11 protein-coding genes and 1 pseudogene are annotated in these 12,306 nt (G+C 50.3%); 5 read left to right on the top strand and 7 right to left on the bottom strand.

Features of this window, described 5'->3' with window-relative positions; genetic code table 11:
* The 5 genes from BHE85_RS27175 to msrC form a co-directional block, all read right to left on the bottom strand.
* Positions 1 to 90 (bottom strand): hypothetical protein (locus BHE85_RS27175; protein WP_047199464.1); only part of this gene is annotated, 90 nt, incomplete at its 3' end.
* A gap of 103 nt (positions 91 to 193) precedes the next feature.
* Positions 194 to 1,075, bottom strand: coding sequence for a protease HtpX (htpX, locus tag BHE85_RS03385; protein WP_000984517.1), 882 nt, complete (start codon positions 1,073 to 1,075; stop codon positions 194 to 196).
* 190 nt (positions 1,076 to 1,265) lie between these two features.
* Positions 1,266 to 3,314: a carboxy terminal-processing peptidase gene (gene prc / locus BHE85_RS03380; protein WP_001315679.1), complete on the bottom strand. Its 2,049-nt coding sequence runs from the start codon at positions 3,312 to 3,314 to the stop codon at positions 1,266 to 1,268.
* Positions 3,315 to 3,333: 19 nt separating this feature from the next.
* Positions 3,334 to 4,032 (bottom strand): RNA chaperone ProQ, encoded by a 699-nt coding sequence (proQ, locus tag BHE85_RS03375; RefSeq protein WP_000431370.1) that lies wholly within the window; start codon positions 4,030 to 4,032, stop codon positions 3,334 to 3,336.
* Between the two features lie 96 nt (positions 4,033 to 4,128).
* A complete protein-coding gene (gene msrC, locus BHE85_RS03370) occupies positions 4,129 to 4,626 on the bottom strand; it encodes an L-methionine (R)-S-oxide reductase (protein ID WP_039064098.1) in 498 nt (165 codons plus the stop codon).
* A 129-nt stretch (positions 4,627 to 4,755) separates the two neighbouring features.
* Here msrC and yebS point away from each other — a divergent pair.
* From yebS to BHE85_RS03345, 5 genes and pseudogenes are all read left to right on the top strand, one after another.
* Positions 4,756 to 6,038 (top strand): annotated as a pseudogene (gene yebS, locus BHE85_RS03365) (membrane integrity lipid transport subunit YebS).
* Complete coding sequence (yebT, locus tag BHE85_RS03360) at positions 6,007 to 8,640, top strand: lipid-binding membrane homeostasis protein YebT (RefSeq protein WP_004983131.1); 2,634 nt, start codon at positions 6,007 to 6,009, stop codon at positions 8,638 to 8,640. Before yebS ends, yebT begins: the two are co-directional and overlap by 32 nt.
* 79 nt (positions 8,641 to 8,719) lie before the next feature.
* Positions 8,720 to 10,159, top strand: coding sequence for a 16S rRNA (cytosine(1407)-C(5))-methyltransferase RsmF (gene rsmF, locus BHE85_RS03355; protein WP_000057025.1), 1,440 nt, complete (start codon positions 8,720 to 8,722; stop codon positions 10,157 to 10,159).
* A gap of 117 nt (positions 10,160 to 10,276) precedes the next feature.
* Complete coding sequence (locus BHE85_RS03350) at positions 10,277 to 10,513, top strand: YebV family protein (RefSeq protein ID WP_001295499.1); 237 nt, start codon at positions 10,277 to 10,279, stop codon at positions 10,511 to 10,513.
* 104 nt (positions 10,514 to 10,617) lie between these two features.
* Positions 10,618 to 10,809, top strand: a complete 192-nt coding sequence (locus BHE85_RS03345) for a YdfD/YebW family protein (RefSeq protein ID WP_000457842.1) — start codon at positions 10,618 to 10,620, stop codon at positions 10,807 to 10,809.
* Here the strand turns inward: BHE85_RS03345 and pphA are convergent, their stop codons facing one another.
* Positions 10,810 to 11,466: a protein-serine/threonine phosphatase gene (gene pphA / locus BHE85_RS03340; RefSeq protein ID WP_000812724.1), complete on the bottom strand. Its 657-nt coding sequence runs from the start codon at positions 11,464 to 11,466 to the stop codon at positions 10,810 to 10,812. It abuts the gene before it with no gap.
* A gap of 531 nt (positions 11,467 to 11,997) precedes the next feature.
* Positions 11,998 to 12,306: integrase core domain-containing protein (locus BHE85_RS03330; protein ID WP_146627989.1), on the bottom strand; the 309-nt coding region annotated here is incomplete at its 5' end.

The following is a 12,306-nucleotide window of genomic DNA, read 5'->3' as shown; positions in this document are numbered from 1 at the left end:
CCCCAGAGAAGTCAGTGGGTTACGCAGAGAATCGTAACGGGATACCAGATCAAGAGCCTGTCCAATGTGCATAAAAAAATCCGGAAACAAGTGAGCGTTTCCGGATTCTTACACAGCCACTGGATCGGTCAACTGATCCTTAACTGATCGGCATTACGTCGATCAGGACGCACTTTTTAGTATTTACTTCATATTACTTCAGGTATTCACCCGTACGCAGAGCTTCAATTCGTTTATCCAGCGGCGGGTGAGTCATGAACAACTCACTGAGCGATTTCGACTTACCATTAATGCAGAAAGCCATCATGCTGGTTGCTTCTTGCGGTTCATAGCTGGTTTTCAGGCGCTGCAGCGCGGCAATCATTTTCTCGCGACCAACCAGTTTTGCCGAACCGGCATCAGCATGGAATTCACGATGACGCGAGAACCACATGGTGATAATGCTCGCCAGAATACCAAACACCAGTTCCAGAACCGTTGCAACCGCAAAGTAGATCAGCGGGTTGCCGTTGCTCTCTTCACCTTCATCACGATTTCCGCCCATAAAACCCGCGGCAAGCTGCGCCAGAATACGGGAAATAAAGATAACGAAGGTGTTCACCACGCCCTGAATCAGCGTCATGGTGACCATATCACCATTGGCGATGTGGCTGATTTCGTGAGCAATTACCGCCTCGGCTTCATCCGGGCTCATGTTCTGCAGCAAACCGGTGCTGACAGCAACCAGAGAGGCATCACGGCGCGCACCGGTTGCAAAAGCGTTGATGTCCGGCGCATGGTAGATAGCCACTTGCGGCATAGCGATCCCTGCCTGACGAGCCTGGGTTGCTACAGTATTGACCAGCCAACGTTCCCTTTCGTTACGCGGTTGCTCGATCACTTCCCCGCCAACAGATCGTAATGCCATCCATTTGGACATCAGAAGCGAAACGAAGGAACCACCAAAACCGAACAGCAAGGCCATGATCATCAGCCCCTGAACGCTGCTCGACTGTATCCCTGTCAGGCTCAGTACCAGCCCGAAAACGACCATTACGGCCAGGTTCGTTAGCAGGAAGAGCGCGATTCGCATCATAATTTTCTTTTTACCTCAGTTTAACAAAACGCAATATGCGATACCCACATCGTATGGGTTACGCGACTATTTTCAAGTCTGGATAGTGCGTAAGTCACCAGAAAGACACAACTTTACATTTTGTAGCATCTGATTTACGGCATCTTGCCGCTGTTAAAAAATCAGCACAATTTCTTGTGCCTGATTGATATTACTTGACGGGAGCGGGTTGTTCCGCGGGTCTGGCTTTTTCAAGCTTCGCCAGATCGAGTGCGATATTCACCGTCTCATCCAGATAAGGATCCGGCTCTTGGTAATCTTTCGGTAGATCATCCAGCTTCTTCAACTCCGGTTTACCTTCGCGTTTAAAGCGTTCGTTCAAACGCGCCAGACGCGTCGCATCATCTTCATTATTCTCTTTCTCACGCACAGCGTAGTTCAGAGAAACGATATTGCGCTTGTCCTTCATAGCGTTGAAGCGCGCGATATCCTTCATGATGTTCTGGAACTCAGGATCTTTCGCGATACGCGCATTATGTTCCTTCAGCAGCTCCGGCCCAAAGGCCGTTAAATCGCCTGATTTCACATAAGTCGCGGCATCAATGCTATCCCACGGCAGCGCGTTATCTTCGAATTTCTCACCCGTTTCCGTTTCTTCATTACCCGTCGGCATGATGATGTCTGGCGTTACGCCTTTACGTTGCGTACTGCCGCCGTTAACGCGATAGAATTTCTGGATCGTGTACTGCACAGAACCCAGCGCTGGCCATTCAGGACGTAACATCTGATCGTAAATACGGTTCAATGAACGGTATTGCTGAACGGTGCCTTTACCAAACGTCGGTTCACCCACAACCAGCGCACGACCGTAATCCTGCATTGCCGCGGCAAAGATTTCTGAAGCCGAAGCACTGAAACGGTCAACCAGTACCACCAGCGGGCCTTTATAGAACACCTGCCCGTCGGTATCGCTGTCTTCACGAACCTTGCCGTTGTTATCGCGGACCTGAACAATGGGACCCGCAGGAATAAACAGACCTGAGAGCGATACCGCTTCAGTCAACGCCCCACCGCCATTGCTACGCAGGTCGATGATCACACTGCTGACATTCTGTTTTTCCAGTTTCTGCAGTTGAACTTTGACATCGTCTGTCAAACCCACATAGAAGCCCGGAATATCCAGCACGCCGACTTTCTCTTTACCGACGGTCTTCACCGACATTTTAACCGCGCGGTCTTCGAGACGAATACGTTCACGGGTCAATGTTACAGTGCGGGTCTTGGTCCCTTTACCAGCAGGTAAAATTTCCAGACGAACTTTACTGCCCTTCGGCCCTTTAATTAAGGCAACCACATCATCAAGACGCCAGCCAATCACGTCAACCATCGGCTTGCCTGTTTGACCAACACCGACAATTTTGTCACCAACGCTGATAGCTTTACTCTTCGCTGCCGGACCACCTGCCACCATCGAATTGATAACGGTGTAGTCATCATCCATTTGCAGCACTGCGCCAATACCTTCCAGCGACAAACTCATTTCAGTGTTGAACTGTTCGGTATTACGCGGGGAAAGATAGTTGGTATGCGGGTCGATTTCACGCGCAAACGCCGTCATTGCCAGCGAGAAAACATCTTCGCTGTTGGTTTGCGCCAGACGACGAATGGCAAATTTGTAGCGGCGTGTCAGGGTTTCACGAATTTCTTTATCCGTTTTTCCTGCCAGCTTCAGGCTTAACTCGTCGAATTTGACTTTACTGTCCCACAGCGCGTTCAACTCAGCCTCGTTTTTCGGCCAGGGCGCTTTGCTGCGGTCAAGGTTATAAGTGTCGTTGCCGGTGAAATCCATCGGCTTTTCCAGTACCGACAAAGCGTACTGGTAACGCTCAAAACGGCGCTTTTGCGCCAGATTGTAGAGATCGTAGAAAACGTCGAGTTTGCCTGAACGCAGTTCATCGCCTAACTCGGTTTTCTTTTTCGCGAACTGTTCAACATCGCTTGCCAGCAGCACGTTGTGGCTGTAATCGAGCAGATTCAGGTAGCGGTCAAAGATTTTGGCCGAAAATGCCTGATCGAGGTCGAACTGGCGATAATGAGAACGGGTGAAGCGCGACGTTACGCGCTCACTTACCGTCGCATGCTGCGTCTCTTCCTTTAATACCGGAATTTGATCAGCACGCGTGATATCTTCTACAGCGAAGGTCTGGCCTGCTATTGCAAGCAGGCCAGCTAACGCGGTAAGCCTAAAAAACATGTTCATGCCTGGCCCGGCCTCCGTTTCAGAACACCAGGTGTTCTGCGCGCACAATCAAAGACATACCCGAATTCAGCTGGACGCGGACGCCGTCTTTGGTGATTTCTAATACGGTGGCATCCATCGCGTTTTGACCCGCTTTCACCTTCAGAGCTTGTCCGACAGTCAGAGCTGAAATGTCAGAAACCGGGGTGTGCTGTTCTTCGCGAGGTGCTTTTACTGTTTTTGGCGCTTTCTCTACCGGCTTTTGCGCACGAGGTTTACGTTCAGCGCCTTCTTTGCGGCGTGGCGTGGTCGGACGTGGCTTGCGTTCGCGGCGCGGTGCGTCTTCTTTCTCACCAGCAGCTGCGGCAGCTTCGCGTTTTTTCGCCTGCTGTTCAGCACGCTGTGCCTGAACACGCGCTTTCGCTTCTTCAAGCTGCTTGCGAGCATGCTCTACATGTTGCTCGTCCAGCTCACCGCATGGGTTGCCGTCAAGATCGACACGCGTTGCGCCGGGTTTAACACCGTAAAGATAACGCCAGCTCGAAGTGTAGAGACGTAAAGCGGATCGTAATTGCGTTTTGCTCAGGTTCATTTCCCCGGCAACACGATCGACCAAATCCTGAAAAATACCGATTTTCAGCGGACGCGCTTCACCTTCCGCACTGAAACAGTGGGGAAAACGTTCGGCCAGAAACGCGATTACTTCTTTACTGCTATTCAACTTAGGTTGATTTTCCATGAAATTTCCTGATTACAACGGACGTAGCCAACAAGCGCAGGCATGAACAGGCGTCATTATAATGACGCTACCAGTAAATGCTACGTTATCCGTTGATTATCCTGCGACGCTCGCAAAGAATTTTTTGTAATCCGTCGTTGCAAGCACTTTTTCAAGCTGTGCCACAAGCTGACGTAAGCCTTGCTCGTCCTCGTCTGTAAAGCGACCGAAGACGGTACTATCGATGTCAAGAACACCAATAATCTGATTTTTCACCACCAGCGGCAGAACAATTTCAGAATTACTCGCCGCATCACAGGCAATATGCCCGTCAAACGCGTGAACATCCTCGATACGCTGCACTTGATTGCGGGCAACCGCAGTGCCGCACACCCCGCGCCCGACGGGTATCCGGACACAGGCAATTTTGCCCTGAAATGGTCCGAGTACCAGTGTATCGTCCTCAAGCAAATAAAAACCTGCCCAGTTTACGTCAGTGAGACGCTCGTATAACAACGCACTGGTGTTCGCAAGCGTTGTCAGAAAACTGGTTTCTCCCGCCATCAGCGCGTTAAAGTCGCGATTTAAATCCGCGTAAAATTCTGTTTTGTTCATTATATAATCACTTGTTTGTCTTACCTGGAACTGCCAGCCTATTAAAATAAGCATTAAATGCGTTAATGCTCAAGATCATTCCCATCATGGGTTAAGATTAATGTTAATTCTTATTACATTTGGCACGTCATGGCTCTTAACACACCACAAATTACGCCGACAAAAAAGATAACAGTGAGGTCAATCGGCGAGGAACTGCCGCGTGGTGATTACCAACGTTGCCCGCAATGTGACATGCTGTTTAGCCTGCCCGAGATAAATTCTCATCAGAGTGCCTATTGTCCGCGCTGTCAGGCAAAAATTCGCGACGGGCGCGACTGGTCGCTAACGCGCCTGGCGGCAATGGCTTTCACCATGCTGTTGCTGATGCCGTTTGCCTGGGGCGAACCGCTGTTGCATATCTGGCTGTTAGGTATTCGTATCGACGCAAACGTCATGCAAGGCATCTGGCAAATGACCAAACAGGGCGATACGATAACGGGGGCGATGGTCTTTTTCTGCGTTATTGGTGCCCCCCTCATTCTGGTGTCCTCCATAGCATATTTATGGTTTGGTAACCGACTGGGAATGAATTTACGTCCGGTACTGCTGATGCTTGAGCGTCTTAAAGAGTGGGTAATGCTGGATATCTACCTGGTCGGCATTGGCGTTGCTTCTATAAAGGTACAGGATTATGCCCATATCCAGGCGGGTGTCGGCTTGTTCTCTTTTGTGGCGTTGGTGATTTTAACGACGGTGACGTTGTCACATCTTAATGTTGAGGAGCTGTGGGAGCGATATTATCCGCAGCGCCCCGCTACGCGTAGGGACGAGAAACTTCGTGTCTGTCTTGGGTGCCATTTTACCGGCTATCCTGATCAGCGTGGTCGCTGCCCGCGTTGCCATATCCCGCTACGCCTGCGTCGTCGTCATAGTTTGCAAAAATGCTGGGCGGCGCTGTTAGCGTCAATCGTTTTGTTGTTACCAGCCAACCTATTGCCTATTTCTATCATTTATCTGAATGGTGGCCGGCAGGAAGATACGATTCTTTCCGGGATTATGTCGCTGGCAAGTAGCAACATTGCGGTCGCCGGAATCGTGTTTATCGCCAGTATTCTGGTACCGTTTACTAAAGTGATCGTCATGTTCACTTTACTGTTGAGCATTCATTTTAAATGCCAGCAAGGTTTACGCACACGCATTCTGTTACTGCGGATGGTGACCTGGATTGGACGCTGGTCGATGCTCGACCTGTTTGTCATATCTTTAACCATGTCGCTGATTAATCGCGATCAGATCCTCGCTTTTACTATGGGACCGCTGCGTTTTATTTTGGCGCAGCCGTAATTTTGACTATTCTTGCTGTGGAATGGCTGGACAGCCGCTTACTTTGGGATGCACATGAGTCAGGAAACGCCCGCTTCGACGACTGAAGCGCAGATTAAAAATAAACGCCGTATCTCACCTTTCTGGCTGCTGCCTTTCATCGCGCTAATGATTGCCGGTTGGCTGATTTGGGACAGTTATCAGGACCGAAGTAATACCGTCACCATCGACTTTATGTCGGCGGATGGTATTGTCCCGGGCCGTACGCCTGTTCGTTATCAGGGCGTTGAAGTCGGAACAGTGCAGGATATCAGCCTCAGCGACGATCTTCGTAAGATTGAAGTCAAGGTCAGCATCAAGTCCGATATGAAAGATGCGCTGCGCGAAGAGACTCAATTCTGGCTGGTGACGCCAAAAGCATCGTTGGCAGGTGTCTCCGGGCTGGACGCCCTCGTCGGTGGGAACTATATCGGCATGATGCCGGGTACAGGTAAAGAGCAGGATCACTTTGTCGCACTCGATACCCAACCGAAATATCGGCTGAACAATGGCGATCTGATGATCCACCTGCAAGCCCCCGATCTCGGTTCGCTGAACAGCGGTTCATTGGTCTATTTCCGCAAGATCCCGGTGGGAAAAGTCTACGACTATGCCATCAATCCCAACAAACAAGGCGTGGTGATTGATGTCCTGATCGAGCGGCGTTTTACCGATCTGGTGAAAAAAGGTAGCCGTTTCTGGAACGTTTCCGGCGTTGATGCCAATGTCAGTATCAGTGGCGCGAAGGTGAAACTGGAAAGCCTGGCGGCACTGGTTAACGGTGCGATTGCCTTCGATTCACCAGAAGAGTCGAAACCTGCCGAGGCGGAAGATACCTTTGGTCTGTATGAAGACCTCGCCCATAGCCAGCGTGGCGTAATAATCAAACTGGAACTGCCGAGTGGGGCCGGATTAACCGCCGACTCGACGCCATTAATGTATCAGGGACTGGAAGTCGGACAGCTAACTAAACTGGATTTAAATCCTGGTGGTAAAGTCACTGGGGAAATGACAGTTGATCCCAGCGTCGTTACCCTGCTTCGTGAAAATACCCGCATCGAATTACGTAATCCGAAATTATCCCTTAGCGATGCCAATCTCAGCGCCCTGCTGACTGGCAAAACCTTCGAGTTGGTACCCGGCGATGGCGAGCCACGCAAAGAGTTCGTTGTTGTGCCAGGCGAAAAAGCACTGCTGCATGAACCTGATGTTCTGACGCTGACCCTGACCGCGCCGGAAAGTTACGGTATTGATACGGGTCAGCCGCTCATTCTTCACGGCGTGCAGGTAGGCCAGGTTATTGATCGTAAACTCACCAGCAAAGGCGTTACCTTTACCGTCGCCATCGAGCCTCAGCATCGCGAACTGGTAAAAGGCGATAGCAAATTTGTCGTCAACAGCCGTGTCGACGTGAAGGTGGGGCTGGATGGCGTTGAGTTTCTTGGTGCCAGCGCCTCAGAATGGATTAACGGCGGGATACGTATTCTGCCAGGCGATAAAGGTGAGATGAAAGCCAGCTATCCACTGTATGCCAATCTGGAAAAAGCGCTGGAGAACAGCCTTAGCGATTTACCCACCACAACCGTGAGTTTGAGTGCAGAGACGCTGCCGGATGTGCAGGCAGGATCGGTAGTGCTGTACCGTAAATTTGAAGTTGGTGAAGTGATTACCGTGCGTCCGCGAGCTAACGCGTTTGATATCGATCTGCATATTAAGCCGGAGTATCGCAACCTTCTGACCAGCAATAGCGTGTTCTGGGCAGAAGGCGGGGCGAAAGTTCAGCTGAATGGTAGTGGCCTGACCGTACAGGCATCCCCGCTCTCCAGAGCATTAAAGGGAGCCATTAGCTTCGATAACCTCAGCGGTGCCAGCGCCAGTCAGCGTAAAGGCGACAAACGAATTCTGTATGCTTCCGAAACAGCGGCCCGTGCGGTTAGTGGGCAGATTACGCTTCACGCTTTCGATGCCGGAAAACTGGCGGTCGGGATGCCAATTCGCTATCTCGGTATTGATATCGGGCAAATCCAGACGCTGGATCTGATTACCGCGCGCAATGAAGTACAGGCAAAGGCGGTGCTCTATCCGGAGTATGTCCAGACCTTCGCCCGCGGCGGTACGCGCTTCTCGGTGGTCACACCGCAAATTTCAGCCACGGGCGTTGAGCATCTAGATACTATCCTCCAGCCGTATATCAATGTCGAACCAGGTCGGGGTAATCCTCGCCGTGACTTTGAGTTGCAAGAAGCTACTATTACTGATTCGCGTTACCTGGATGGCTTAAGCATTATTGTCGAAGCACCGGAAGCCGGTTCGTTAGGTATTGGTACGCCTGTGCTGTTCCGTGGTCTGGAAGTAGGTACGGTTACCGGAATGACGCTGGGGACATTGTCAGATCGCGTGATGATTGCGATGCGCATCAGTAAACGCTATCAACACCTGGTGCGTAACAATTCCGTCTTCTGGTTGGCATCGGGTTACAGTCTGGACTTTGGTCTGACGGGCGGCGTAGTGAAAACCGGCACCTTTAACCAGTTTATCCGTGGCGGCATCGCCTTCGCCACGCCTCCGGGTACGCCACTGGCACCGAAAGCCCAGGAAGGCAAACACTTCCTGTTGCAGGAAAGTGAACCGAAAGAGTGGCGTGAATGGGGAACTGCGCTTCCCAAATAATGCCCACTGCTCCGGCGTGCCTGCGCCGGAGCGTTTATGCTAAACTGCGCGCCTGTTTTTTTGCCAGTGGTACATGCTCGTGGCCCAACACACCGTTTATTTCCCGGACGCGTTTCTGACACAAATGCGCGAAGCTATGCCTTCGACGCTCTCATTTGATGATTTTCTTGCCGCCTGTCAGCGCCCGTTGCGCCGCAGCATTCGCGTTAATACGCTGAAAATCTCCGTTGCTGATTTCCTGCAATTAACCGCTCCTTATGGCTGGACGCTTACGCCAATTCCGTGGTGTGAAGAAGGTTTCTGGATTGAACGCGACAATGAAGATGCATTGCCATTGGGTAGTACCGCCGAGCATTTAAGTGGCCTGTTTTATATTCAGGAAGCCAGTTCAATGTTGCCCGTCGCCGCCTTGTTTGCTGACGGTAATGCACCACAGCGGGTGATGGATGTCGCTGCTGCGCCAGGCTCAAAAACGACGCAAATTGCCGCGCGGATGAATAACGAAGGGGCAATCCTTGCCAATGAGTTTTCCGCCAGTCGGGTAAAAGTGTTACATGCCAATATCAGCCGCTGTGGCATCAGTAATGTTGCGCTCACACATTTTGATGGCCGCGTGTTTGGTGCGGCAGTGCCAGAAATGTTTGATGCCATTTTGCTGGACGCTCCCTGCTCCGGCGAAGGCGTGGTGCGTAAAGATCCCGATGCGCTAAAAAACTGGTCACCAGAAAGCAATCAGGAAATCGCAGCTACACAACGGGAGCTTATCGACAGCGCCTTTCATGCATTACGTCCTGGTGGTACGCTGGTTTACTCGACCTGTACCTTAAACCAGGAAGAAAACGAAGCCGTTTGCCTGTGGCTGAAAGAGACTTACCCCGACGCAGTAGAGTTTTTACCACTTGGCGATCTCTTCCCTGGTGCAAACAAAGCGCTGACCGAAGAAGGCTTTTTGCATGTTTTCCCACAAATTTACGACTGCGAAGGCTTCTTCGTTGCTCGTCTGCGTAAAACTCAGGCGATTCCCGCCTTACCCGCCCCCAAATACAAAGTCGGTAATTTTCCGTTCAGCCCGGTGAAAGATCGCGAAGCTGGACAAATTCGCCAGGCGGCTGCAGGTGTTGGCTTAAACTGGGATGAAAACCTGCGCCTCTGGCAGCGTGACAAAGAACTGTGGTTGTTCCCGGTGGACATTGAAGCCCTGATCGGTAAAGTCCGATTTTCTCGCTTGGGGATTAAACTTGCCGAAACGCACAACAAAGGTTATCGCTGGCAGCATGAAGCAGTTATTGCCCTTGCCACCCCCGACAATGTGAACGCTTTTGAACTGACACCGCAGGAAGCGGAGGAGTGGTATCGCGGGCGCGATGTTTACCCGCAAGCCGCGCCAGTGGCGGATGACGTGTTGGTTACTTTCCAGCATCAACCGATTGGTTTAGCCAAACGGATTGGTTCGCGATTGAAAAACAGCTATCCGCGTGAACTGGTGCGCGATGGGAAACTTTTTACCGGTAACGCCTGACAGCGCACAAAAAAAGCGCACTTTTTGACTGGCACATTCGGCTGCCTCAACTAGGCTGAAAAATGGTGCGATCGGACTGGTCGTACCACAACCGGCAGCTAAATGGAGAGCACGAAGATGAAAACCAGTGTGCGCATAGGCGCTTTTGAAATCGACGACGGCGAATTACACGGTGAATCGCCGGGTGATCGAACGTTAACCATTCCTTGTAAATCTGACCCCGATTTATGTATGCAACTCGATGCCTGGGATGCTGAAACCAGTATCCCTGCCCTGCTAAATGGCGAACACTCTGTCCTTTACCGTACCCGTTACGATCAACAATCTGATGCCTGGATTATGCGTCTTGCCTGATCCAAAAAGAACCCGTCGGCATGGCGGGTTATTTGTCCTGGTTATTCCCCCGTTGTAAAATCTCTCCTAAACTTAACGGTACGGCACCACACTTCGGGGATGAAATGTTCGCGCTGGTACTTTTTGTTTGCTACCTGGATGGCGGTTGTGAAGATATTGTTGTGGATGTCTACAACACGGAACAGCAGTGTCTTTATTCTATGAGCGATCAACGGATCCGCCAGGGCGGTTGTTTTCCGATTGAGGATTTTATAGATGGTTTCTGGCGACCTGCACAGGAGTACGGTGATTTTTAATCATTGCAATTGCACAAGAGTCAGTTCGCCCCCAAAGACAGCACCGGTATCAATATAATGCAGGTTGCCAATATCCACGCGATGTCGCAACGGTGTATGACCAAACCAGAAATGATCAGCACCTGTAATTCCCTGCCCTTTTTGGCGTTCACCTAATCGCGAGCGGCTCCACAAGACCTGATGCAAATCAACGTCCTTTTGCCATTCATAAACATCATCTGGATAATCCGCATGAGCAATAACATGCTTGCCGGTGCGACTGTGTACTTCAAGAATAAAGGGCAAATGCTGACATTTTTCCAGCGCCGTTTTCGCTTGTTTCTGTTGATTATCTGCCAGCGCAATAAACCAGTCGCCGCCATTCATCAACCACAAAGACATCTGCTGGGATGCCAGCGCATCCATCGCCATCTGTTCATGATTGCCTCTTACCGCACAAACCCAATGTTGTTCCAGTAACTGCAGACAACGTAAACTTTGCGGCCCACGATCGATAACGTCTCCCACTGAGATAAGTAAATCTCGCCACGGATCAAAACGACAATGCCATAATTTGCGGCGCAACTGCTCAAGACAACCGTGTATATCGCCAGAAAGCCAGATATGTCGCCATTGATGACCCGCAATTCTCTGATAAACGGGCGCAGGCTGTTTCATCAATATTTTCCTCCCGTGCTAAAGATCACATAATCTTAACAAGAATGTTAAAAAACGCTGGACTCAGACAGTAGAGTGTGTGTTATGGTTGACTATAAAGTCAGCGAAGGAAATGCTTCTGGCTTTTAACAGATAAAAAGAGACCGAACACGATTCCTGTTTTCGTCAACAAACAATAAAACCCTTTAAAATTAATGCGTTGAATAAATTTACGTTCATCTTTTAATCCCTGACACGTACCATTGCATATTAATACATTCAACCAGTTACCATTTTTTTCGAGTTTTTTAGAGAAATTTTCGGGAAAATTTCAGGTCAATCCATGCAGACGCAAGCAATTCCTGTATTGAATAATTCCGTAGCAATTATGTAAAATCATCTCCGGCTGATTTTCATTCAAACTCACGCTATCGAACATCCATCAGCCAGCCGTGGCACGTTCTTGCATACGACGTGCTACGGTTTCCTTTACGATTTGGGGTTGCGACTGAGGTGTACTGGCAATAGCGGACACTACCATTTGTTCTTTTTTTAAGCAGGCATCTGATGATATTTTTCCCTGAAGGCTGCCGGGGAGATATTCCCCAGACGAGAGTGACGACGCTGACGATTGTAGAAAATCTCAATGTATTCCCGTATTACTGAGATGGCTTCATCCCGGTTATTAAAACGATAGTGGCTCAGGCTCTCATTTTTCAGCGTTCCCCAGAAGCTTTCCATCGGAGCGTTGTCGTAACAGTGACCTTTACGCGACATTGATGTTTTCAGACCAGACTGCTCCTGTATGACCCGGTAATCGTATGCGCAGTACTGTGAACCTCGATCAGAGTGGTGGATTAG

The organism is Shigella sp. FC1567 (assembly GCF_001743015.1).
GTDB lineage: Bacteria > Pseudomonadota > Gammaproteobacteria > Enterobacterales > Enterobacteriaceae > Escherichia > Escherichia coli.
This window is presented reverse-complemented; position numbering and strand designations above follow the sequence as displayed.

Bases quoted from the DNA above. Each gene is read 5' to 3' on its own strand.
- BHE85_RS03350 (WP_001295499.1), top strand. From the start codon at position 10,277: ATGAAAACCAGTGTGCGCATAGGCGCTTTTGAAATCGACGACGGCGAA.
- prc (WP_001315679.1), bottom strand. From the start codon at position 3,314: ATGAACATGTTTTTTAGGCTTACCGCGTTAGCTGGCCTGCTTGCAATA.
- proQ (WP_000431370.1), bottom strand. From the start codon at position 4,032: ATGGAAAATCAACCTAAGTTGAATAGCAGTAAAGAAGTAATCGCGTTT.
- msrC (WP_039064098.1), bottom strand. From the start codon at position 4,626: ATGAACAAAACAGAATTTTACGCGGATTTAAATCGCGACTTTAACGCG.
- pphA (WP_000812724.1), bottom strand. From the start codon at position 11,466: ATGAAACAGCCTGCGCCCGTTTATCAGAGAATTGCGGGTCATCAATGG.
- htpX (WP_000984517.1), bottom strand. From the start codon at position 1,075: ATGATGCGAATCGCGCTCTTCCTGCTAACGAACCTGGCCGTAATGGTC.
- BHE85_RS03345 (WP_000457842.1), top strand. From the start codon at position 10,618: ATGTTCGCGCTGGTACTTTTTGTTTGCTACCTGGATGGCGGTTGTGAA.
- yebT (WP_004983131.1), top strand. From the start codon at position 6,007: ATGAGTCAGGAAACGCCCGCTTCGACGACTGAAGCGCAGATTAAAAAT.